General features: G+C 65.7%; 15 protein-coding genes and 1 tRNA gene. 9 read left to right on the top strand and 7 right to left on the bottom strand.

The genetic code is table 11. The features are described from left to right. Positions 1 to 153 precede the first annotated feature (153 nt). Both K3F48_RS20525 and K3F48_RS20520 read left to right on the top strand, forming a co-directional pair. On the top strand, positions 154 to 3,186 hold the full coding sequence (locus K3F48_RS20525) for a glycosyltransferase family 9 protein (protein WP_222577308.1): 3,033 nt from the start codon (positions 154 to 156) through the stop codon (positions 3,184 to 3,186). A gap of 346 nt (positions 3,187 to 3,532) precedes the next feature. After that, positions 3,533 to 4,540: a hypothetical protein gene (locus K3F48_RS20520; protein ID WP_222577307.1), complete on the top strand. Its 1,008-nt coding sequence runs from the start codon at positions 3,533 to 3,535 to the stop codon at positions 4,538 to 4,540. A gap of 73 nt (positions 4,541 to 4,613) precedes the next feature. On the opposite strand, the gene K3F48_RS20515 is transcribed toward K3F48_RS20520, so the two are convergent. The 6 genes from K3F48_RS20515 to K3F48_RS20490 all read right to left on the bottom strand — a co-directional run bounded on the left by K3F48_RS20515 (position 4,614) and on the right by K3F48_RS20490 (position 11,442). After that, complete coding sequence (locus K3F48_RS20515) at positions 4,614 to 5,522, bottom strand: heparan-alpha-glucosaminide N-acetyltransferase (RefSeq protein ID WP_222577306.1); 909 nt, start codon at positions 5,520 to 5,522, stop codon at positions 4,614 to 4,616. Between the two features lie 85 nt (positions 5,523 to 5,607). Then, a complete protein-coding gene (locus tag K3F48_RS20510) occupies positions 5,608 to 6,588 on the bottom strand; it encodes a hypothetical protein (protein ID WP_222577305.1) in 981 nt (326 codons plus the stop codon). A gap of 40 nt (positions 6,589 to 6,628) precedes the next feature. Then, positions 6,629 to 8,479 carry a hypothetical protein gene (locus tag K3F48_RS20505; protein ID WP_222577304.1) on the bottom strand — a complete coding sequence of 617 codons (1,851 nt, stop codon included), beginning with the start codon at positions 8,477 to 8,479 and terminating at the stop codon, positions 6,629 to 6,631. Beyond that, the gene (locus K3F48_RS20500) at positions 8,476 to 8,916 is read right to left on the bottom strand and encodes a GtrA family protein (protein WP_222577303.1); all 441 of its coding nucleotides are present in this window, start codon (positions 8,914 to 8,916) and stop codon (positions 8,476 to 8,478) included. The genes K3F48_RS20505 and K3F48_RS20500 overlap by 4 nt, the downstream gene beginning before the upstream one ends. After that, positions 8,917 to 10,416, bottom strand: a complete 1,500-nt coding sequence (locus K3F48_RS20495) for an NAD(P)/FAD-dependent oxidoreductase (protein WP_222577302.1) — start codon at positions 10,414 to 10,416, stop codon at positions 8,917 to 8,919. Positions 10,417 to 10,518: 102 nt separating this feature from the next. After that, a complete protein-coding gene (locus K3F48_RS20490; RefSeq protein ID WP_222577301.1) occupies positions 10,519 to 11,442 on the bottom strand; it encodes a 50S ribosomal protein L11 methyltransferase in 924 nt (307 codons plus the stop codon). 266 nt (positions 11,443 to 11,708) lie between these two features. Between K3F48_RS20490 and K3F48_RS20485 the strand changes: the two genes are divergently transcribed. Together K3F48_RS20485 and K3F48_RS20480 are read left to right on the top strand one after the other, a co-directional pair. Then, positions 11,709 to 12,929 (top strand): beta-ketoacyl synthase, encoded by a 1,221-nt coding sequence (locus K3F48_RS20485; RefSeq protein WP_222577300.1) that lies wholly within the window; start codon positions 11,709 to 11,711, stop codon positions 12,927 to 12,929. A gap of 79 nt (positions 12,930 to 13,008) precedes the next feature. Next, positions 13,009 to 13,085: transfer RNA gene (locus tag K3F48_RS20480), tRNA-Arg, on the top strand. An 88-nt stretch (positions 13,086 to 13,173) separates the two neighbouring features. On the opposite strand, the gene K3F48_RS20475 is transcribed toward K3F48_RS20480, so the two are convergent. Beyond that, entirely contained in the window at positions 13,174 to 14,019 is an 846-nt protein-coding gene (locus tag K3F48_RS20475) for an SAM-dependent methyltransferase (protein WP_222577299.1), read from the bottom strand. Positions 14,020 to 14,119: 100 nt separating this feature from the next. Between K3F48_RS20475 and K3F48_RS20470 the strand changes: the two genes are divergently transcribed. The 5 genes from K3F48_RS20470 to K3F48_RS20450 all read left to right on the top strand — a co-directional run bounded on the left by K3F48_RS20470 (position 14,120) and on the right by K3F48_RS20450 (position 23,099). Then, positions 14,120 to 14,719, top strand: a complete 600-nt coding sequence (locus tag K3F48_RS20470; protein WP_222577298.1) for a TetR/AcrR family transcriptional regulator — start codon at positions 14,120 to 14,122, stop codon at positions 14,717 to 14,719. 197 nt (positions 14,720 to 14,916) lie between these two features. Continuing rightward, the gene (locus tag K3F48_RS20465; protein ID WP_222577297.1) at positions 14,917 to 16,128 is read left to right on the top strand and encodes an MdtA/MuxA family multidrug efflux RND transporter periplasmic adaptor subunit; all 1,212 of its coding nucleotides are present in this window, start codon (positions 14,917 to 14,919) and stop codon (positions 16,126 to 16,128) included. After that, the gene (locus K3F48_RS20460; RefSeq protein ID WP_222577296.1) at positions 16,125 to 19,232 is read left to right on the top strand and encodes an efflux RND transporter permease subunit; all 3,108 of its coding nucleotides are present in this window, start codon (positions 16,125 to 16,127) and stop codon (positions 19,230 to 19,232) included. Before K3F48_RS20465 ends, K3F48_RS20460 begins: the two co-directional genes overlap by 4 nt. Then, positions 19,229 to 22,468 (top strand): efflux RND transporter permease subunit, encoded by a 3,240-nt coding sequence (locus tag K3F48_RS20455; protein WP_222577295.1) that lies wholly within the window; start codon positions 19,229 to 19,231, stop codon positions 22,466 to 22,468. Before K3F48_RS20460 ends, K3F48_RS20455 begins: the two co-directional genes overlap by 4 nt. Positions 22,469 to 22,874: 406 nt before the next feature. Beyond that, entirely contained in the window at positions 22,875 to 23,099 is a 225-nt protein-coding gene (locus K3F48_RS20450; protein ID WP_222577294.1) for an MbtH family protein, read from the top strand. Positions 23,100 to 23,216 lie beyond the last annotated feature (117 nt).

Genomic DNA, 23,216 nt, shown 5'->3' with positions numbered 1-23,216 from the left:
CGAAGCCAAATTCGCGACCCGCGGCTACGACCAGACCATCGTCTATCCCGGCCCCCCGCAGGGCTTCGACGTCCCCGACGATCAAACCCTGCGCCTCATGCGCCGCGTCCTCACCGCCGATAAATTCAAAGTTCTCGCCGAAGGAGCAAAAGCGTGACCCCCTTGCGAGTCGCCGTATTCGTCAGGGGGCGCGAGGCCGCTCCCGCCAATTTGCGCAAGGCGTCGCAGATCGCCAAGCGGCTCAATTCGCTGCCGGCGCGGACCGAGGTCGCGACCTTCGTCGCGAGCGCCCTGCCATTCGCCGCGCTGCTCTCGAGAGACCTCGACGTCGTCTATGTGGTCACGGACGAGCCGAGCGACGTCTCGACTCTCTACGCCCTGAAAGCCAAGATCATCTGGGACATGAGCGCCGTCGACGTGAGCCATGTGCCCGACGATGCGGCGGACGAGACCGCGCGCGCGGCGTTCCGGCGCGCCGTCGCTTGCGCCCAATCCTTCGTGAATGTCGCGGTCGGCGTGGCGGAAGCGATCGAGGATCGCTTCTGCGTCGGCGTGACGAGCCATTCCGTCGAGCGCGCCATCGCCGCCGTGACCACCCGAGTCGCGGCTGTCGTCGGCGAGGGGCTCGGCAATATGATCTATGCGACGCCGATGGTGAAATGGCTCGCGAGCCGCTACGGCGCGCCGGTGGATCTCGTGATCCACAACCGCTTCGACGAGGCGGTGCATCTGTTCGCGCAATGCCCCGATCTCAACGCCGTCTATCCTGGCTATGAATGGCTCGTCGGCCGCAGCTATGACGTCGTCGTCTCCTCGCCGACGGCGGGCGGGACCGCGCCCATGTTCCGGATCAAGGAGCATGTGGCCGCGAACCGGCTGGCCAGCTTCAACGAGGAAGGACGCTTCATATCCGAGCCGGATCTCAATTTCCTGTTCCTTCCGAGCGAGACGCGGGACGAAGGCTGGCTGGAAACAGATGCGGCGCGCCCTTTCATTCGCAATGTCGAATACACGCATCCCAATGGAAACATTGTCGCCATCGCCAATGGCGTGAAGGAAGGGGCGTGGTCGAAGCGCGAATGGCCCTTTATGCCGGAGCTGGTTCAGCGGCTGCGCGAAGCGGGCTTCGTCGTCCGGAGCTTCGGCCTGCCCGGCGAGCATGTCGCCGGCTCGGAGGACTTCACCGGCATTCCGATGCGCGATGTGATCGCCGAGCTCGGGAAATGCTCCTATTTCGTCGGACATGACGGCGGCCTCTGCCATATTGCGGAGGCGATCGGCGTCCCGACGCTCTGGATCTTCGGCCCGACCGGAATCATCAAGAACGGCCCGGTCTATGCGCATAGCGACGCGGTGACCGCGCGCGTCGATTGCGGCCCGTGCCTCTATAAGCCGGACTGGCGGCGCTGTTCCGTTTCCGCCTGCATGACCGCGGTCTCCGTCGATGAGGTGTGGGCGTCCTTCGAGGCGATGCGCCAAAGGCTGGCCGAGAACGGCTATGACCTAGCGCTGCGCCCGCTCGACCTCGACCTTCTGGATTATGAGCTCGGCGCGCTCGAGCGCCCGGGCAGCGTCGGCGAGGAGCCGGTCTATCGACGGGAGCGCCTGGCGATTTTCGGCGGTCTTTCGACCCCCGTGGTCGCCGTGGCGGCGGCCCTGCTCGCCGGCGGCGACATTCAAGGCGCTTGCGAGCTCACCGCGGCGGCGCGGCATGCCCATCCGGAGGAGCCGGCTCTGCGGCTGCTGAACGCGGTCGCCGAATTGGCGTGGATCGGCGGCCGGGCGGAGGCGGCGGTGGAAGAGACGCCGGCGGAGGTCCTGGAGAAGGCGTTCCGCAGCCTGCTCGCGGCCAATCTCCCGGCGGGAGACGTTCTGAGCCTGACGCGCATCGTCTCCCGCTATGCGCTGGCGTCGCCGGAGGGCTACAAATCGGCTCTGGCGGTCGTGACCGCCGCAGAGAATGCGCTGAGCGCCGCACTGCCGCAGGTTCGCACGATCACCGCCAGGCTCGCCAGCTTCGCGTCGGGCCTGCTGCCGGAGAGCGAGCGCGGGCGGCAGCAATGGCTCTCGCTGACCAAAGAAGAGGCGGTGGCTTGGAGAAACGCCTTGCGACATGACGGACCGGCCGCTTGGCTGGTTCAGCCCACGACCGACCCCGCGGCGTCGAGTCCATGGGACGGCGTCGAGGCCAGCCTGCCGGCCCGCGTGAACGCCATCGGCTCGAACGTGCGCTTCAGCTTCGGCCGGCACAGCGTCGAGCTGGCGCCGCTCGCGCCGGTGATGATTCTGGTCCCTCATTTCAAATTCAAGGACGCCACCGCCGGATCGCTCAGCAATCTGGTCGCCCGTCATGCTCAGGGCCTCGCCGACCTCGGCCTGCGTCCCGTGGTCGTCACCGTCGGCTTCCAGGACGTCAAGGAAGGCGTGCTCTTTCGCGACAATCTCCTGCTGGTTCAGGCCCATCCCCAGTGGAAGGAGGCGCATTGGCTCGACGTGCTCGAGCGGGTGAAGCCCCGCCTCGTGCTGTCCTATGCGGCGATCGACGCGCTGCTCGAGCTCCCGGACCTCGGCGGCGCGCCGATGCTTCGCGTCGCGGTCGACGGCCTCATGGATTGCGACGGCGCATTCTATGTGCTCGGCGACGCCGACAAGTCGGACATGCGGGAGGGCGCCTGGTTCGCGAAGGAGCATGCGCCGGACGCCTGCTGCGACGACCTCACCTTCGCGCTGTTCGGCGGCGAGATCGAGCGACCGAGCAATCTGCGCAAGAAGGCGGCCCTCGTGCTGCTGGGCAATTCGCAGAACTTCAAGCTTCTGCAACATATCGCGCGCGCGACGCCCGACTGGTCCTTCACCGTGCTCACCAATCTCGTCCATCGGGGCATAGAGAAGAACATTCATCCGATCGCGCAGGCCGAATTCAACGCCAGCGGCGGCTCCTTCGACATCCTCGTGCAGATGGGCTCCCGTCCGAGCAATCTCTGTGCGGAGGCGATGAGCTTCCTCGAGCTCGGCGACACCGTCATCGCCCCGCAGTCGCCTTCCCTCGAGCCGCCCCCGTCCGGGCTGCGTCCGGTGAAAAGCCCCGACCGGGCTTCGTCCTGGGTCAGCGTCCTGCGCGAGCTCAGACCGATTGTCGGAACGGCGCCTGCCGAGAAGGAGCTGCTGTCCGCAGAGGTCGGCTGAAGGCGGGCGTCGGGCCTCGGCGCGCCGGGCCAACGTCGCGGCGGCGAAACCGCCGCGTCCGATTTTTATTTTTGTCGTCGCCGGCAGGCGTGAGCCTGTCGACGACCCGGCTGCGCCGCCGAGCCCTTTTGCGAACAACTGGTTTTCCGATCGGGGGCGCACGTAGAATGCCGCCCGTCTTCGCAGCGCATGCGCAAAATCACGTACGGTTCTTCCTCGTTCCCGCACCCGTGAAGCTTGATCGTCCTGTCATCGGCTCTATCCATAATCGGAGCTTCCAGTCCCGCGCAAAGCCTCGGCTGTTCCGCTTATTCGGCCCACTCCGCAGGGGAAAGGAATAGTCCGCATGTATCTCTCGCCGACCTATTTCCTCGATCTCGGTCTTCGCAGCATCGCCAATAACCCCTTCTTCAGCCCGGATCGTCCGCGTCTTTCCGAGGGCGAGAGCGATTTCCGCCTGCTCGACGGAGGCGAGGGCCTCGTTGTCACGCTCGGCCCCAACGCCTCCTTTTTCGACCGCCCCAATCGCTCCGTGTGCCGCTGGCCGGGCGTCAAGACGATCCCGCGTCAGAGCCCGCATCCCCTCCCGCAACGTTCCGCTCTGGCCAGCGAAATGCGCGCCTTCCTGCAGATTTTCTGCGGCGGCGGCGACGTGCGGCTCAATCGCGTCGCCACCATCACGCATCAGCGGCAGATTCTGCTGTCGGCCGGCGACGGCAATGTCGTCGAGAAGATCGATCTCGCCGAGCTGGCGCGCGAGGGGGCGCCCTCGCTGAAGTTTCTGCAGCCCGCCTATCTCTGCTCCTCGGCCGAGGTGGCGATCCGCTCCATTCCTTGCGACGCGGCCACCATGAGCTGGGCGCGGGCTCCCTACGTCTACACGACGAGCGCGCTCGACGAGCGCGGCGACGGCGCCGTGCTCTGCCTCTCCGGTCGCACAATGGTGTGGCGCGAACGGCTGGAGCCGGGCGAGAGCCGCGATTTTGCGCTCGGCAATGTGATCGCCGCGACGGCCAATATCGATTCGAAGCTGCGTCCGACCAGCCGCCGCCATCCAGACGACGAGGACGCGGACGAGGCGCACTCTGCGGCCGGCCCGGCTGCGGCCGCAGCCGGGCCGGGACTGCGCGCGGCTTGGGGGGAGTGGATCGCCGCAACGGGAATTCTGCTGGAATCGATCCGTGCGCGTGAAGGCGTGCTCGTCTGCGAGATGACCAATCGATCCGAGGCGCCGGCCTATGTCTATGCGCAGCTCAACAAGGGCGCTCTCTATGGCGGATCCGGCTTCGTCGGCGTCCTCGTGAAGCTCGTTTCGGCCTTCTTCCGCGTGTCGCATATCTCGCCGCGCCCGTGAGGCGCTCGCCTTCGACGAAACTGCAAGGGCGCCGCTCTTCGCAGGCGAGGGCGGGGAAGCGGGCCTCCTGACGTTACTGCGCCACGCAGGCGCGGGCGATGGCGTCGATGCGGCTGCGCCTTTCGGCCTCGCTCGCGGCCCCGGCGAGAGCGTCGCGCCGCTCGATCTCGCGCGCCGTGCAATCGCAGGCCGCCCGGCAGGTGGTCGCGCTCGCGCCGGAGGCGACGCATCGGGCGAGGCAGGCCTCGGCGAAGCCGGCCGAATGTTCTTGCGGCAGGGCGAGCGCGAGCGCCGAGAAGCCCGCGAACAGCAAGGGTTGATGCAGGAGATAGAGCGCGAGGCTGTGGCGGCCGAGAAAGGCGAGGCCGCGCGTCGCCGCTCCGGGCCGCGCTTCCCCGTCGGCTGCGCGCAGTCTGGAGCGCGCGAGCTTCGCCGCGCCGACGCCGAGGACGAGAACGCCGGCCCAGGGCGTGACCGGACGGTAGTCGTTGGCGAGCGGCTCGAAGGTCGAAAGTCCCGTCCACCACCAGAGGGGCGCGTCGAAGAAGGCGTCGCGCGCGAAGATCGGCGCCGCGGCGAGCGCCGCGCCGGCGAGCAGCGCCGCCGCCGCCGGCAGAAGCAGGAACGGCAGCGCGAGCAGGCTGGCGGCGGCGATGCAGTGCAGAATGCCGAAGAAAACGAAAGCCGAAGGAAAGGCGAGCCAGGTCGCGACCGTCACCAGCGCCGCCGCCGCCGTGATCGCCGCCAGTCGGCGAAAATAGGCGCGCGGGCGGAAGACGACATGCGCAAGCGCGAGCGAGACGCCGGCCACGAACAGAAAGGTCGCCGCGATAGAGTGGCCGAACAGCTTGAACGCCGGCGCATAGGGCATGGCCGGATCGATATAGCGGAAATGGCCGAGATCCCAGGTGAAGTGAAAGGCGAACATCGCCGCGACCGCGAGGCCGCGCGCGACATCGAGCAGGATGAGGCGCCGGGTCATGCGAGCGTTCCGTCAGTGCGAGCGGCGTCGCGACGAAGCGATGGGCTCTGGGGCGGCGCGGCCGCGGCTCGCCGGGCCGGCGCCGTCACTTGCCATTCGCCGCGGCGCGGAACTTGCCGAACACCATGTCCGGGGCCGAGAGATTGTGCCGCGAGGGCATGTGCCGGCCGACCCAGATTTCCGTCGCCGGCGCGCCCGGAAAGCCGATCACCGGCGACTCCTGCCAGCCATTGCCGCGCTTGGCGCGCCAGGCGACCAGCGCCGCGTCGCTCATCGACTGCGTCGTGTACATCGAGCGCAGCGAGGCGAAGGGCAGGTTGTCCGGCATAGCTTCGCTATAGGAGACGTCGAGAACGACGCGATCCTGATCGATCGAGGAGAGCCTCAGCCGCGCCTCGCCGCCGCGCTTGAAGCGCAGCGTGAAGCTGCGCGTCTGCGGATCGAAAACAACCTCTCTCAGGGCGACGATCGGGCGTTCCTTCACCTCGACGGGCCCGATGAGAAAGGACGAGCCATAGGCCGTCCAGCGCATGTCCTCGAACGGCAAGGGCCGCGCGCGCCAATAGCCGTCCGGCGGATAGAAGACGAGGATCTCCTCGGCGCGCTCGCGATAGAGCATCCACAGCTGAACGAGATGGAAGCCCTTCTCGATCCGGTCGCCGACGCGCACCGGCACGTCGTTCGGCCGCCAGAAGGAGGGGAAAGTATAGCCGACCAGCCAGAATTCCGGCGTCTCCCAAAAGGTGAGGCGACGCGCGTCGGCCGCGAATTTGGGATCATGCGAGAGATCGCAGCTCGTCCAGTCCGGGGCCCAGCGGTCGGAGCCGATCATTCCGATATAGGACGGATGAATGGCCTGCACGCGCATGGCGCGCACGCGCGGGGAAACGAAATCGAGCTCGATATTGTCCTTCTCGGCGCAGAGCTCGGGCGCCGATCTGTTGTCGACGCGCACCTGCAGATCCTCTTCCGTCTCGCGAGGCGAATCGGCGAAGGCGCCGCCTCCGAGACAGAGGCTCGACGCGGCGAGGAGCAGCCGGCGGCGGTCGAATGGGCGGGACAGCATGGGAATCCTGTGCGGGCGGGCCAGAACGAGGGACGCGATATTATTGCGCCGGCCGCAAGGCGAAAACACGGATGGGCGTGTCCGGCAGCGGAATTTCCATCAGCCATGCGGGCGCTTCGCCGCGCGCCAGCGCCGCCGCCAGGCCCGCGCGCGACCGGAGCGCGGCGGCCGTCTCGCCGTCGCCGCACCACAGGACGAGATCGGCGCCGGCCTCGCGCAGCAGCCGTTCCGCCTGCTCGGGCGGCGCGAGAAAGGCGTCGAGCACGATGCGGCCGCCATGATTGTCGCGGTGATAGGGCGCGGCGAAGACGGAATGAGGCGTGAAGGCGAGGAGATGCGCGCCCATGTCGATCGGCGCGGCGATCCGCGCCGGCGCGAGAGCGGCGAGCGGCGTGAAGGCGGCGCTCTCGAGACAGGCGCGGGCGTTCGGCCGCGGCGCGGCGTCATGGCTCGAATGCAGCGCCAAAGCGAGCCCCATGGGCGAGACGGCGAGCGCGGCGACGCTCGCCGCGAGCGCGCGCAGCAGCGCCGAATGGGCGAGAGGGCGCGTCGCCGCCGCGACGGCGCCGGCGAGCGCGACCATGGCGAGCGGCGTCACCGAGGAGAACACGCGGACTTGCCACAGCGCAGCGGCGAAGCCGATGGCGATCGCCGCCGCCAATGTCGCCCAGCGCCGGCGCGCGACGCCGCGTTCGCGCCAGGCGAAGCCGAGCGCCGCGGCGAGGCCGAGCAGGACCGGAATCGCGGTGGCGCCGAGGGCGGCCGGATCATCGGCGACCGCGGCGAGCGGCTTCGCTTCCGTCACATGCGAGAGCCAGAGCTCGCGCAGCAGCGGATCGAGCCCGCCGAGCGGGTCGCCGAGACATTGCGGCGCCGTCAGAAGAATCGACGCCAGCGGGACCGCGCCGGCGAGCGCGACGCCGAAGGCGCGGCGCTTCGCCGTCACGAGGCGCGGCGAGACCAGCGCGAGCGCCGCGAGACCGGCCGCGCCGCCGAGCATGGCGAAGAGATGAACGGCGGAGAGGGCGTCGCAGGCCGAAAGCGCGTAACGCGACGGCGCGATCACCGCCGCGTAGCAAAGGGGAAAGAAGACGAACAGCCCGAGCGCGAAGCAGAGTATCCGCCCGCTCGAGCGCTCGCCTTCTTGCACGAACAGCAGCGCGGCCGAGGCGATCAGAGCGACGAAAAAAGGGAGGTTCTCGAGGCTGATGGCGAAGGAGAGCGCCATGGTCGCGGCGGCGCCGAGCAAAGCGCGCGGCGTCGCCGGATCGAGGCCTTTGACGAACAGGCCGAACGTCGCCATCAGCAGCACGATCTGCGGCGCATGATGATCGATGCGCCCCGGCGCGAACTGGCCGAGGCTCGGCGCGGAGAGGAAGACGAGCCAGACGGCCACGAAGGCGACAGTTCGAAGCGCGCCTGAAGGCTCGCGGTCCAGAGCGGCGCCGGGCCGCGAGCCGTCAGGCTCGCTCTGCAATGCACGCGCGAAAAACGCCGCGAGCGCAAACAGCGCGGCGAGGCAGGCGAGCGGAAAGACGAGCCGCGTCGCGCGCTCGGCCGCCTCGGGGGCGAGGAACAGCCCGAACAAGAGATCGAGCGCGGCGAGCGGAACATCGACGATCCGCGTCCAATGCATGACGAGGCCGGCGGGCGGATCGACGCGATGGGCGTTCATGTCGAACCAGCCCTGGCCAGCGACGAGATCGCGCATCTGCACGGCGCGCATGGCGTCGTCGGAATCGAAGAACTCGCCCGCGCTCCACACCGCGCGCGCCCGCGCGAGAGCGAGCAGCGCGGCGGCGAGCACGGCCGATGCGATCGCCGGCCAAAGTGGGAAAGCGCGCGCCTTTCGCGCGCGCGGCGCCGTGTGCTCGAAACTTGCGGCGCTCACGCAGACGCCCGGGCGCGGGGCGCTGGACCCGAGAACAACAGGCCGCGACGCGCGACAAAATTGAACAGGAACACGAAGCCGGCGGTCGGAACCTTGGCGAGCGCGGGCGAAAGACCGAGGCGCTCGACGAGAACATGCATCAGCGCTTCCGTGAGCAGGAGGCCGGCGAGGCCGATCGCCACGAAGGCGGTGAATTCGAGGCCGGGGCGAATGCTGCGCCGATCCTCGAACACGAACCAGATGCTCGAGAGATAGACCAGCGCGAGTCCGCAGGAGAAGCCGATCGCCGCGGCGATCGGATAGGAAATCCCGAGCGCCTCATGGCAGAGCAGCAGCAGCGAATAATCCAGCGCCAGCGCCGCGACGCTGGCGAGGCCGTATTTGACGAGATCGCCGATCACGCGCGGAACGGCGGCGAGCGCGAAGCGCGGGCGCACTCAGGCGACCCGCTTCGGCGTGAGCCGCTCGCTGGCGAGCGCCGCCTCGGCTCCGGCGACGCCCTGCTCGGCATATTCGGCGTCCTCGTTCACGCCCCAGACGTCATAGATCGTACGGCCGGCGACGATGTTGAGCGCGGTCAGCATGCCGGTCATCATCGCATGATCCTGATTATTGTATTTGTGCATGCCGTTGCGGCCGATCGGATGCAGCGTCGGGAAGCGCGTGGCGATCTCGAGGCGGATCGCCTTCACATTCTCCGCATAGGCTTCATCATAGACCGGATAGGCCTTGGGCTGGCGCACGACACAGGCGTCATAGACATCGTCGGCGTTCATGAGGCCGATCTTGTCGATCTCCGCCTTGGCGAGCGCGACGAGATCGACGTCGGGCGCGTTCCATAGTCCGTCGCCCTCGAAGCAGAAATATTCGAGGCCGAGACAGGTGGAGACGCCGTCGGCGATCATCTCCGGCGACCAGGATTTGAAATTCTGCACGCGGCCGACCTTCACCGACGGATCATGGATATAGACCCAATTGTCCGGCAGCTCCTTCTGCGGCCGGCCGATCAGCACGACCGTCAGGAAGTCGCGATAGGAGAGCGCGCGCGCATTGAACAGCGAGAGGGGCCTCGGCTCCAGCGCGTTCATCACCTCGCGCAGCGGCGCCGAGGAGAGAATGCGCCGCGCGCGAAAACTCTCCTTGCTCCCGTCGGCGCAGACGACCGAGACCGTCCAGAGGCGCGCGCGCTCGTCATAGGCGAGCTCTTCGACCTTGCGGCCCATCGCCAAGCGCCCGCCGAGCGCCTGCATCTTGCGCGCGGCCGCCTCCCACATCATGCCCGGCCCGCGGCGCGGATAGCGGAAGGATTCGATCAGCGTCTTCGCCGTTCCGCTGGAGGCGACGCGCCTGCCGCGGCGGAACGAGCGCTTCAGCCCGTCGAGGACGGCGGCGCCGAGGCTCAATCCCTTGATGCGCTGGGCGGCCCAATCGGCGGAGATCTCATCGCAGCTCATGCCCCACACCTTCTCGGTGTAGGTCTTGAAGAAAATGCCGAACAGGCGCTCGCCGAACTGATTGCGCACCCATTGATGGAAGGAGCGCGCCTCCTTCACCGGAAAGGCTTTCGCATAGGCGTAGGAAGCGACGCAGAGCGCGCTCTCGAGAAGGCCGAGATTCTTCAGCGCCTCGAACGCCTTCAGCGGATAGGCGTAGAATTTGTCGCGATAATAGATGCGCGAGAGGCGCGGCCGATCGAGGAAATCATCCGGCAGCAGCTCGTTCCAGAGATCGACGATCTCCTTCGATTTGGAAAAGAAGCGATGGCCGCCGATGTCGAACAGGAAGCCCTTGTAGCTCGCCGTGCGGCTGATGCCGCCGACATAGGTCTCGTCCTGCTCGAGGACGAGAACGTCGCGGCCGTGCTTGGCCAGAGTATAGGCGGCCGTGAGCCCGGCGGGCCCGGCGCCGATGACGACCGTTTCGATGATCTCGTCCATGTCGGCCCTGAAAAAGCGCTGACGCCGGTGCGTCGGCTCCGCGATGAGGCGCGAAGCTTCCGCTGCGTAGGGGCACTATGGCGAGGGGTGGTTAATTCGCTGTTACGCTCGCGCCGGGCGAGCCGCTTCGCCGCCGCGGCGCAGGACGAGCGTCGCCCAGCCGTCGATGTCGCGCCGCCGCGCGAGCGAAAAACCCTGCGCTCGATAGGCGGCGAGAACGCCGGCGACGTCGCGCGCGAGAAGGCCGGAGAGGACCAGCTCCGCCTCGCGAGCCGCGACGGCGGCGAGCGAAGGGGCGAGCAGGCGCAAGGGCTTCGCCAGAATATTGGCGAGGATCAGATCATAGCGCGCGGGCGAGAGGCTCTGGTGGCGCACGCCGAGGGCGACGACCGGACGCGCCAGCGCGCCGACGCCATTGGCGCGGGCGTTCTCGCGCGCCACGGCGACGGCGACCGGATCGGCGTCGCCGCAGGCGATGGGCGCGCGCAGCAGGCGCGCGGCGGCGATGGCCAGCACGCCGGTGCCGGTTCCGACATCGAGGACGCGGCGCGGACGGCGGCGCTCGCAGATGTCGACGAGGGCGCGCAGGCAGCCGAGCGTGGTGCCGTGATGGCCGGTGCCGAAGGCGAGCGCCGCCTCGATCTCGAGGCCGATATCATTGGCGGCGACGGCGGCGCGGTCGTGCGCGCCATGCACGAGAAAGCGCCCGGCGCGCACCGGCTTCAGCCCGGCGAGCGAGGCGCCGACCCAGTCCTGTTGCGAAATCTCGAAGAATTGCGCCGCGGCGGCCGACTCGGCGCCCGCTGCAGATGCGATCAGTGCGCGCACGGCCGCTTCGTCGGGCGCGGCGGCGAAAAAGACCTCGACCGCCCAGGCGCCGCCGCCCGGCTCCTCGAAGGCGGCGGCGGCGGTCTCGGCCGGATCGAAGGTCTCGACGACGAGGTCGGCGACGACGCGGGCGCACGTCTCGTCGGCGACGAGGCGCAGGCCGTGGCTGGCGTTATTGGGCGGAAGTCCTTCGAGCATTGCGGGCGCTTAGCACGGCCGCGCCGCGCCGTCATCCGCGGCGAGCGCCCGGGCGAGCGGCGCCCGAGGCGCGCCGCCGCTCGCGGCTTGTCGGGTAGGCCACGGACTTGCATCCTGATTTTTCGGCTCGTGCGGCCGTTGGCCACGCTCCTCTCCGGGAAAAAAGCGGCCGTGAGCTTGCATGAGGCGCGAGAGGCGGTCAAAACGGTGTGACGTCGGCTCGGCCGGCCGGTCGGCCCAAGGCTCGGGCGAACGAGAGCGCAGCAATGGCGGTGACGAACGAACGGCGCGTGGTGATTTCTGGAATGGGCGCGGTTTCCGCCGCCGGGCTCGGCGCAGAGACTTTATGGGCCGCCGCGCGCGAGGGGCGCAGCCAGGTTCGCCCGCTGCGGCTCGAGCGCCCCTATGGCGGCCGCATCAAGATCGCCGCCCAGGTTCCGGACTTCGACCCCGCCGCTCATCTCGAGCCGGAGATCCTGCCCTTCTGCGACCCGTTCACCCAATATGCGGTGACTGCGGCCGACGAAGCCATGGCGCAGGCCGGCTTCGCGCGCAAGGACATCGCCGGGCCGCGTACGGCGGTCGTCATCGGCAGCGGCATCGGCGGCTCCAAGACGATCGACGACGAGGCGTACAAGGCCTATGCGCTGAACGAACGCGCCGATCCGCTGTGCGTGCCGCGGCTGATCCCCTCCGCCGCGCCGACCATGCTCGGCATGCGCTTTTCCTGCAACGGCCCGACCTTCACCATCGCCAGCGCCTGCTCCTCGGCGACGCAGGCGATCGGCGTCGGCCTGCAGCTGATACGCTCCGGCGCGGCGGATCGCGCCATTGTCGGCGGCGCCGAGGCCGCCGTGATCAACGGCTCGATGCGCTCCTGGGAAGTGCTGCGCGTGCTGACGCCGGACCTCTGCCGGCCTTTCTCGATCGGCCGCAACGGCATGACGCTCGGCGAGGGCGCGGCCGTGTTCGTGCTGGAGACGCTCGCGGCGGCCGAGGCGCGGGGCCATGCGCCGCTGTGCGAGCTGGCGGGCTATGGGACGACCAGCGACGCCTTCGACGCGCTGCGGCCCAATGTCGAGGGCCCCTCCGCCGCCATGGCGCAGGCGCTGGCCGACGCCGGGCTCGAGCCCGGCGGCATCGATTATCTCAACGCCCATGGCACGGGCACCTACGCCAACGACATCACCGAATCGGAGGCGATCCTGCGCGTGTTCGGCGAGCGCGGCCGCGGCCTGCCCGTCTCCTCGACGAAGCCCATCCACGGCCATGCGCTCGGCGCGAGCGGCGCTCTGGAGCTCGTCTCGACGATTTGCGCCATGCGCGATCAGACGGCGCCGCCCACGATCAATTTCAAGGCGCCGGACCCCAAATGCCCGATCGACGCCGTGCCGCACGAGGCGCGCCGCACGCAAATCCGCGCGGCGATGTCGAATTCCTTCGCCTTCGGCGGCATCAACGCGGTCCTGGTGGTGAAGCGGCTCTGACAGCCTGCGCCGACTCTGCGCCGACGTGGCGATTGCGAATGACGCGCGCTCGAGGTAGTGGAAGAGCAGTCGCCTGACTGCACCCGTAGCTCAGCTGGATAGAGCGCCACCCTCCGAAGGTGGAGGCCGCACGTTCGAATCGTGCCGGGTGCGCCAGTTCGATACAAACCGGGCGCTCCAAAACCTGCCGTTGCGCCCTTGAAGTCGCGACCAGCGTTAACAAAGTCAGCAACGTGTCGGACGATCAGTCGATTCGTCGCGCGTGAATGACATGCGGACCGGCCTCGCCTGTCGCGTCACGCTTCGGAGCGCCAAGGTAGCGAACAGCGATGTCTGCGAGACCAAGGTCCTCCTGTTGCTGAAAGCCTCGCTCATGCAAGTCCCGCGACAACTCCGACGGGTCGAAATAGCTCAGCCAAGGTTCTCCGAGCGCAGCCGCGCGTGCAGCTACGGCAGCCACGTGTCCGCGACGCTCCGGGGGATAATTTTCTAGAGGCTCGGAGTAATCGAACACGACCTCCGTCCTCGGCACGCTCGCCACAAATCGAAGTATCGCCGAGATGGCGTCACGCGGCAGATATGGCACGACCCCGAGCCAGTGGAAGAATGCAGGCTGGGTCGGCTGAAATCCAGCGGCACCGAGCGCTTCGGCAAGGCTCTGACGCTCGAAGTCGACTGGCGCGAATGTCAGTGACGCAGGCGGCGTAAGACCCGCCTCGGCGATGCGTCCGCGTTTCCAAGCTTGCGTCGCCGGATGATCGACTTCGAACACGCGCAGCCCTTGTGTCGCATGCGGATTGCGCAGCGAAAATGTATCGAGCCCCGCACCCAGAATTGCGAGCTGTCGGACGCCACGCGAAACAGCAGCATTCAGACAGTCTTCAGCAAAACGGCTACGAGCTGCCATGAATGTTCTCATTTGCCGTTGCGCTGGATCAGCCGAAGCGGCCTCGATAAGGGCGTCGGCCTCCCGACCAAGTAGAACGCGGGCAAAAGCATCCTCGAAGATATTGGCGCTATCCAAAGTCTGATGCGCGGCTCGTTGAATTGCCGCGCCCAGCGCGGTACGGCTGGGCTGTCCATTCTGCATGCAAATTCTTCCTTGAAGTCGCTTATGCGGGATTGAGAGCAAGCGTCCTATAGGGCACAATCCTAACGCTGTAAAGATTAAGCGATCCAGGAGCGTCGTCATGCCGACTCGGCCAAACAAATCCCGCAAGAGCTACCACCATGGCGATCTGCGCAACGCGCTTCTCAAAGCAGCGCGAGACGTTCTCGAAGAACGCGGTCCATCCTTCTTGGGCCTGCGGGAAATATCTCGAAGGGTCGGCGTCTCCGCGCCTTCCGCCTACCATCACTTTCCGAGTCGCGACGCGATCGCGCTCGGATTGGCGGAGCACGGCGCAAGGGAAATGGCCGAATGCCTGACGGCCGGACCGCGCGACGAGACAGGCGCCTTGGCTCCATACGGCGAAGCCTACGTTGCGTTCGTGCGCGCGAATCCGGCGCTCTACCGATTGATGTTTGGCGAGGGCTTTCCGGCAGTTTCGCAGTACAGTCACGCTGTGCGCGAACTTCGGAAGCGCTCTTACGAGATCATGAAATCCAACCTGGAGAATCGCTTGTCTGATGCGGAACTGCCGATTGCCGGACTATTTCTCTGGGCGCTCGTGCATGGTCTCGGGCTGCTGCTCATTGATGGCCAAATCACGACCGGCGAAGATGATCGAGATATAGTTCATCGGGTGCTTCAACTCGCTGGGACAGGGCTCGACCACGGTCGAACGTGAAAGTTTCGCTCGGTTCATCAGGAGGCGAAGGATGAAAGGCTTCGCCTCCGAGTGAGGAAATTCAGAGGTAATCGAGCGGTGATAGCCTCTTTTATGTCGCGCCGTCGCCGATCGTCGCATGCGTGACGGGAGCGGCGTCCCTCCAGCTCGATTCGGAGGCCCGAAGCCGCGGATGTCAGCTTGCGAGGTCCGTCCGAGTGACCGTCAGCTTCGATCCTGAATTCGAAACGAAAAGCGTGGTGGAGGGGCATGTCCGCGAGAGCCTGTCGCCCTCGCGGCTGCGAATGCCCCGCGGCGGACGTCGCGCCGCAGCGCTGGCTTTGGTCGGCTTTCTCTTGCTCGCCGGGGTCGTCGCGAGGCTGACCATGGCTTCTGTCGAGGCGCCGCCTGCGCCGCCTCCGCCTGTGCCGGTCGTGGTCGCGCGAGCGGACAAGGCCGATCTTCCGATTCGGCTGTTCGGCCTCGGGACCGTCACACCGATCACCACCGTCTCGGTCAAGACGCAGGTGTCGGGCCGTGTCGTGAAAGTCGCTTTCGACGAAGGCCAGTCGGTGAAGGAGGGGGACCTGCTGATCGAGATCGATCCGCGGCCCTACCGTTATGCTCTGGAGCAGGCCGAGGGGCAGTTGATGCGCGATCAGGCTCTGCTGAAAAACGCGCAGCTCGATCTCGAGCGCTACAGTCGCCTCGGCAAGGAGAACTTCATCTCCAAGCAGCAGCGCGACACCCAAGACTCGCTGGTTCACCAATATCTCGGCGCGGTCAAGGTCGACGAGGCGCAGGTCCAGAATGCGCGGCTCAATCTCGAATATTGCTCCATAAGGGCGCCGATCTCCGGACGCATCGGGCTGAGGCTCGTCGACCTCGGAAATTACGTTCAGCCGTCGGATTCGAACGGCCTCGTGGTGCTGACTCAATTGCAACCGATCACGGTGGTGTTTCCGATCGCCGAAGATCATCTGCCGAAAGTGACGCCGCAGTTGACCGAAGGACGACGCTTGTCCGCGTCGGCTTTCGATCGATCGGGGACGAGGCTGCTCGCCGAGGGCGATCTGTCGGCGATCGACAATCAGGTGGACCCGACCACGGGGACGGTCAAATTCAAAGCCACTTTCGACAATCGCGACCTGTCGCTCTTCCCCAATCAGTTCGTGAAGGTTCGCCTGCTCGTGAGCACGATCCGCGACGCCGTCGTGGTTCCGGCGGCGGCCGTCCAATATGGGCCGAAAGGGCCCTTCGCCTTTGTGGTGTCGAGCGAGAGCACCGCGAAGGCGACCCGACTCGAGCTCGGCCCCGCCGATGGCGACAATGTATCGGTCACGTCGGGGCTGACGGCCGGAGATCTCGCTGTCGTCGCCGGCGCCGACCGGCTTCGCGACGGCGTGAAAGTGAGAGCGGAAGCAAAGTGAATCCTTCCGCGCTCTTCATCCATCGCCCCGTCGCGACGACGTTGACGATGATCGCCTTCCTGCTGGCGGGCCTGGTCGGCCTGGCCTTTTTGCCGATCGCCGCGCTGCCGGCTGTGGACTATCCGACCATAGAGGTGAAGACCTTCTATCCCGGGGCCAGTCCGGAAGTCATGGCCAGCGCCGTCACGGCGCCGCTCGAGCGCCAGCTCGGCCAAATGGCGGGCCTCGATCAGATGAACTCGACGAGCTCCACCGGCGCATCGGTCATCGCGCTGCAATTCTCTCTCGCCGTGCCGCTCGACGTCGCCGAGCAGGAGGTCCAGGCCGCGATCAATGTCGCCCAGAGTCTGCTGCCGAACGACCTGCCGTCGCCGCCGACCTACGCCAAGATCAATCCGGCGGACGCCCCGATCCTCACGATCGCCGCCACCTCCGACACTCTGTCGCTCCGCCAGCTCCGCGAAATCGTCGATTCGCGCCTCGCGCAAAAACTCTCGCAATTCGCAGGAGTGGGATTGGTCGGCGTCGCGGGCGGGCAGCGCCCTGCCGTGCGCATCCGCGTCGATGCGAGCGCCGCTTCCGCTTATGGGCTCAGCCTCGATGATCTGCGCACGACGATCGCCAATGCGAACGCCAACATGCCGAAAGGGGGCTTCGACGGAGAGAAGCTCGCTTTCACGATCAACGCCAATGACCAGCTGAAGAGCCTCGACGGCTACCGCTCCATCATCATCGCCTATCGCAACGGCGCCGCCGTTCGCCTCTCGGATGTGGCCGAGGTCGTCGAAGGCGCCGAGGACGACTATCTAGCGGCCTGGTCCGATCTGACGCCGGCGATCATCCTGGACATTCGCCGGCAGCCCGGCGCCAATGTCATAGCGGTCGTCGATTCGATCAAAGCGGCGCTGCCGGCGCTCGAGGCGTCGTTGCCGCGGGGAGTCGAGCTGAAGGTCCTGACCGACCGCACGACGACGATCCGCGCCTCCATCCATGACGTCGCGCTCGATCTTCTGTTTGCGCTGGCGCTGGTGGTGGTGGCGATCTTCCTCTTCCTGAACGATGCGCGCGCCACCTTCATTCCCGCGCTCTCGGCGCCGCTCTCTCTCGTCGGCGCGCTCGCCTTCATGTATTTTCTCGGGCTGAGCGTCAATAATCTGACCCTTCTCGCCCTCACCATAGCGACCGGCTTCGTCGTCGACGATTCGATCGTGATGATCGAAAATATCTCACGTCATGTCGAAGACGGAAAATCGCCGCTTCACGCAGCGCTGGTCGGCTCGCGACAGATCGGCTTCACCATCGTCTCGCTGACGGTTTCACTGCTCGCCGTCCTCATCCCGCTCCTGTTCATGGGCGATCTCATCGGCCGTCTGTTCCGCGAGTTCGCCCTCACTCTGGCGGGGACCATTCTCGTCTCCGCCGTGGTGTCGCTGACGCTGACGCCGATGCTCTGCGCGAGACTGCTGCGCGCGCCGGAGCCGAAGCGAACCGCCGGCGCCGGCTTCGCGACGGCCGTCTCCGCCGCCGCCATTCGTTGGTACAGTCGCCTTTTGGCCCGGACGCTACGCCACAAGGGCGTCGTGCTCGCCGCGACCTGCGCGACATTGACGCTCACTTTGGCGCTCTATGCCGTCGTTCCGAAAGGATTCCTCCCGCTGCAGGACACCGGCGTCCTCTATGGGGTCACCATTGCGCCGGGCGAAATATCATTCGCTGCGATGAAAGAGCGCCAGCAAGCTCTCGCGCGAGCGCTTCTCGCCGACGAAGACGTCGCCGGCCTGTCGTCCTTCGTCGGCGTCGACGGAACCAATATGTCCAGAAACAGCGGACGCTTCATCATCGATCTGAAGCCGCATGGACAGCGTCGCTCCGACATCTCGGAGGTGAAGCGTCGGCTCGGACGTCTCGCGGAAACGGCGCCGGGGATCAAGCTCTATCTGCGTCCAGTGCAAGATCTCGCGATCGACGCCCGCATCGCGCCATCGGCCTATCGGCTGGTCCTGGCTTCCGCCGATTCCAAGGCGCTCGCCGGAGCGATTCCGGAATTGCTGCAACGGCTGCGCGACAGGCCGCAATTCCAGGACGTCGGCAGCGTCTTCGAAGCCGAGGGGCTCGCCGCCTCCCTAAACATCGATCGTGACACGGCGGCGCGCTTCGGCATTTCGATCGCGACGGTCGACAGCGCGCTCTACGACGCCTTTGGACAAAGAATCATCTCGACGATTTTCGGGCAATCCGATCAACGTCGCGTCATTCTCTCCTCGGCCTCGCCGACACTCGACGAATTGGAAAGACTCTATCTGCCCTCCGCGACATCCGCCAATGGGCAGGCGCCTCTCTCCGCGATCGCCCGACTCGAGGTGAAGCCGGCCCCGCTGCAAATCCAGCGGTTCGGGTCCTTTCCCGCGGCCGAAATCTCGTTCGACCTCTCGCCCGGCGTGTCGCTGGGGGAGGCGGTGAAGGAAGCGCGTCGAATCGAGGGCGACATCGCCTTGCCGGCCGGCGTCCGCACGCATCTTCAGGGCGCCGCCCTCGCATTCGAAACATCGCTCGGAAGCGAGCTCGAGCTGATCCTCGGCGCGCTGGTCTGCATCTATGTCGTGCTCGGCATTCTCTATGAGAGCTTCATTCATCCCGTGACGATCATTTCGACGCTTCCGGCGGCCGGAGTGGGCGCGCTGCTCGCCATGCTGCTCTCCGGCGAAGAATTGGACGTCATCGGCGTCATCGGCCTGGTTCTGCTCATTGGGATCGTCAAGAAAAACGCCATAATGATGATCGATTTCGCGCTGTCTGCGCAGCGCAGAGACGGCCTCGCGCCGGCAGCCGCGATTCATCGCGCATGCCTGTTACGCCTACGGCCGATCTTGATGACGACTTTCGTGGCGCTGTTCGCGGCGCTGCCGCTGTTGTTCGGAGCCGGCGTCGGCGCGGAATTGCGCCAGCCGCTCGGCGCGACCATCATAGGAGGGCTGATCGTCAGCCAAATCCTGACCCTGTTCACCACGCCGGTCGTCTATCTCGCTTTCGAGCGCTTCGCCACGCGCCGACAGACGACCTCGTTCGGCGATGAGAGCCCGTTCTCGCTCGAGACGGCGAAATGAGCTTCCCGAAAGTTTTCATCGAGCGGCGCGTCGCCACGACCCTGCTGACTCTCGCGATCGTTTTCTCCGGGCTCGCCGCATTGACGCGACTGCCGTCCGCCTCGCTGCCGGAAATCGACCTTCCCGCGATCTTCGTCACTGCGGCTCTGCCCGGCGCAAATTCGGAAACGATGGCCGCCACCGTCGCCGCCCCTCTCGAGCGACGCTTGAGCGCCATCGCCGACGTCTTCGAAATGGGATCGCAAAGCTCGTCGGGCACGACGCTCATTCACCTGCTGTTCGGACTCGAACGCAGCGTCGACGGAGCGGCGCGGGACGTGCAGGCGGCGATCAACGCAGCGCGCGGCGATCTGCCCGCCAATCTCCCGATGAATCCCACTTATGGCAAAGTGAATTTGGCGGACGCGCCACTTCTGCACGTGTCGCTGACCTCCTCCACATTGGGCCTGGAACGCCTCTATGAAATCGCGACCGGAGAGCTGCAGGAGAAGCTCGCCTCCGTTCGCGGAGTGGGGAGGGTGTTCGTCCTCGGCGGCTCGCCTGTCGCCGTGCGCGTCGAAGCCGATGTGGCGTTGCTGTCGAAATATGCGATCGCCCTGGAGGAAGTGCGAGCGGCGATCGTCGCCGCCAACGCGAACAGCCCGAAAGGAATGGTCGAGTCGGGACTGCGCAGCTTTCAAATATACGCCAATGACGAGGCGCGAACGGCGGAAGACTATCGTGATCTGATCATCGCCTATCGCAATGGCCTTCCGGTTCGGCTGTCGGACGTCGCGCGGGTGACGGAAGGAATGGAAAATCCCCGCAATCTGGCCATCACCAACGATCAAAGATCGATCGTCATCAAAATATCTCGCGCCGCCGGATCCAATGTCATCGAAACCGTCGACCGGATCAAGCAGCGACTCGACGAATTGAAGCGGTTTCTTCCCGAGGGAGTCGATATTGCTATCGTGTCGGATCGATCGCTATCGATTCGCTCCTCGCTCCGAGCGCTCACCCATGCGACGCTTTTATCGGCCGCTCTCGTGATGCTGGCGATCTTCATTTTTCTGGGCAGCGCTCGAACGACCTTTGTCCCGGCGGTCGCCGTTCCGGTGTCGCTCGTCGGCTCCTTCGGAGCGATGCATGTGCTCGGCTATAGCGTCAATATTCTGTCGCTCATGGCCTTGACGGTCGCGAGCGGATTGGTCGTCGACGATGCGATCATCGTCATCGAGAACATCCTGCGTCACATCGAAAATGGCGCGCCGAAGCGACGCGCCGTGATCGAGGGCGTCGAGGAAGTGCTCTTCACCGTCGTCGTCATGAGCATTGCGCTGGTCGCGATCTTCATGCCTTTTCTGCTCATCGGGGGAATCCTATTCAAATTTCTAGCGGAGTTCGTCGTCACTCTCTCGGTCTGCATTCTTCTGTCGCTGCTCGTTTCCCTGACGACGGTTCCCATGCTGTGCGCCGCGATCTTCAAAGAGCATCGATTGCGAAGGTCCGCCCGCTTCGGACGCCGAATCGACGAGGCGTTCGGCCGCATCGTTTCTCGATATGGGCGAACCCTCGACGCCGTGCTTCTCAGGCGACGCCTGACGCTGAGCGTCTTGGGCGCGACGATCGCTCTCAACGTCCTCTTGATGATACTCGTGCCGAAAGGCCTCTTTCCGCAGCAGGATGTCGGGCGCCTGTTCGGCTTTCTGCACGCCGACCGCAATGCGTCGTTCGAGTCGCTATCGGCGAAGCTCGCGGAAATCTGCGCGCTGTTGAAGGCCGATCCCGCAGTCGACACCGTCGTCGGAGCCATAGAAGCGGGGCAGGCCGCCAATGTCGCCCAAATCTATGTGGATCTCAAGGAGCACGAGGCGCGAGCCGAATCGATCGACGAAGTCAATTTTCGGCTCACCAACGCATTGAATCTGGCGACCGGCGTATCGCTCACTCTGACGCCGCAGCATGATCTCGTCGCAACCGGAAAATCCGACGGCGGTCAATATCAATATACTCTGCAAGGAGACGATATCGAGGAGCTGCGCTTGTGGAGCCGGCGATTGACGACTGCTCTCCTCGACGCGCCGGAGGTGTTCAATCCGATCTCGGATCAGCAAGAAGGCGGCGCGGTTCTGGATATCGATATCGATCGTGACACCGCCTATCGTCTCGGGTTCTCCGCAACTCTCCTGGACAACGCCCTCTATGACGCATATGGCGGCCGCCAAGTGTCGACCGTCTATGGCGAGCGGAACCAGCGGCATGTCCAGCTCGGCGCGGCTCCCGAATATGCGCGGCGGCCGATCGCGCTCGACGACGCTTTCGTCGGCCTCTCCGGCGGCCCGATGAGCGGCGTCAGTTCCACCAATGCTCCGCTCACGACCATTTCGGCTGTCGGCGATCAGACCGCGGGCGCGCGAATCGTGAATGACATCGCCCGCAACGTCGCTATCAATTCCTTCGCCGGGAAAGGCCGGGGCTCGACATCGACTGCTCCGGCGGTCAGCTCTATCGCCGCGCCGATGATCCCATTGTCCGCATTCACGCGCGTGTCGAAGAGTGTCGCGCCGCTCGCGGTCACGCACAAGGATCACTTCATTGCGGCGACGATTTCCTTCGGACTTCCGCCGAAGGTGTCATTGGGCGAGGCGACGGCGGCGATAGAGAGGAAGGCGCGCGAGATCCATGTGCCGGCTTCGATCCATACCGGATTTTCGGGAGCCGCGGCGATGTTCGAAAAGATCGCCATGAAGGAAGCGATCCTCGTTCTCGCGGCGATCGCGACCATATATATCGTATTGGGGATACTCTACGAGAGCTACATTCATCCATTGACCATTCTGTCGACGATTCCGTCGGCCGGCGTCGGCGTTCTGATCGCGCTGCACGCGCTGAAGGTCGAGCTCACATTGATCGCGCTGATGGGCATGATTCTTCTGATCGGAATCGTCATGAAAAATGCGATCATGATCGTCGATGTGTCGCTCCACCTGGAGCGGACGTCCGGCCTTTCCGCGGAGGACGCCGTGCGGCGAGCATGCCTGTCGAGATTTCGACCGATCATGATGACGACCTTGGCCGCTCTCTTCGGCGCGCTTCCCTTGGCGTTCGGCGGCGGCTACGGGGCGGAGCTGCGGCAGCCGCTCGGCGTGTCCGTCATTGGCGGGCTGATCGTCAGTCAGGTGTTGACCCTCTACACGACGCCTGTGGTCTATCTCTTCTTGAATAAATTTCGTCGATCCGCAGCGAACGCCTGATCTTCGCTCGTGGGCGTTCGACGCCGTGTGACGCGAACGCAACAGCGAAGGCTCACGAATCCCGAAGCTGCTGCGGCGACGAGCGGCTCTCGTCGCAAATGGGCGAATGGCCCCTCGGTCATCCTGTTCGACCGGGGCCGTCGCGGACCTATCGGCAGGCTGGAGCGCATCCCGGGCGTTCGCCCGCTCTTTCGACTCCGTGTCGGATCTTTCCGATGGCGCGAGGACATCCTCTGTTTTTTCGGCACGCCGAGCATCGCCTGGCATGTTTCGGGGCCCTCGCGCGTCACTGACCATGTAGGCGCGAGCCTTTGGCGCTGCGTTCATCACGTCGCGGCGCTTCGCGGATCGCCATGTCGTCGATCCGGAACGGCCAGATATCTTATCATTAGAGGGAGGTTTGATCATGGCGTGGGAAGAGGATGAAAATGCCGTGTACGTCGTCGTCGTCAACGACGAAGAGCAATATTCGATCTGGCCTGATTATAAAGAGATACCGAACGGGTGGCGCACTGTGGGCAAGACGGGTCCGAAAGCCGAGTGCCTCGCTCATATCAATGAGGTCTGGACCGATATGCGTCCACTCTCCTTGCGCAAGCAGATGGCCGAAGCGGAATCGCGCGGGAAGTGAGAATACCCCGCGCGGCCCTTGCAATTTCGAAGCCCTTCTCGATGCTCCGCGAGATCCTCGACGCGATCGCGCGATCCTTGTCGACGTCAGGCCAATTGTCGACGTCTGGCCATCCTG

Origin of the sequence: Methylosinus sp. Sm6 (assembly GCF_019802345.1) — a bacterium.
In the GTDB taxonomy this organism is placed as follows: Bacteria; Pseudomonadota; Alphaproteobacteria; order Rhizobiales; family Beijerinckiaceae; genus Methylosinus.
The sequence above is the reverse complement of the archived record's forward strand: the minus strand, read 5'-3'. Positions and strand labels throughout refer to the sequence as shown.

Coding starts and splice junctions, on each gene's coding strand:
- K3F48_RS20450 (WP_222577294.1), top strand. CDS start 22,875: ATGGCGTGGGAAGAGGATGAAAATGCCGTGTACGTCGTCGTCGTCAAC.
- K3F48_RS20475 (WP_222577299.1), bottom strand. CDS start 14,019: ATGCAGAATGGACAGCCCAGCCGTACCGCGCTGGGCGCGGCAATTCAA.
- K3F48_RS20515 (WP_222577306.1), bottom strand. CDS start 5,522: ATGACCCGGCGCCTCATCCTGCTCGATGTCGCGCGCGGCCTCGCGGTC.
- K3F48_RS20455 (WP_222577295.1), top strand. CDS start 19,229: ATGAGCTTCCCGAAAGTTTTCATCGAGCGGCGCGTCGCCACGACCCTG.
- K3F48_RS20510 (WP_222577305.1), bottom strand. CDS start 6,588: ATGCTGTCCCGCCCATTCGACCGCCGCCGGCTGCTCCTCGCCGCGTCG.
- K3F48_RS20485 (WP_222577300.1), top strand. CDS start 11,709: ATGGCGGTGACGAACGAACGGCGCGTGGTGATTTCTGGAATGGGCGCG.
- K3F48_RS20470 (WP_222577298.1), top strand. CDS start 14,120: ATGCCGACTCGGCCAAACAAATCCCGCAAGAGCTACCACCATGGCGAT.
- K3F48_RS20520 (WP_222577307.1), top strand. CDS start 3,533: ATGTATCTCTCGCCGACCTATTTCCTCGATCTCGGTCTTCGCAGCATC.
- K3F48_RS20495 (WP_222577302.1), bottom strand. CDS start 10,416: ATGGACGAGATCATCGAAACGGTCGTCATCGGCGCCGGGCCCGCCGGG.
- K3F48_RS20490 (WP_222577301.1), bottom strand. CDS start 11,442: ATGCTCGAAGGACTTCCGCCCAATAACGCCAGCCACGGCCTGCGCCTC.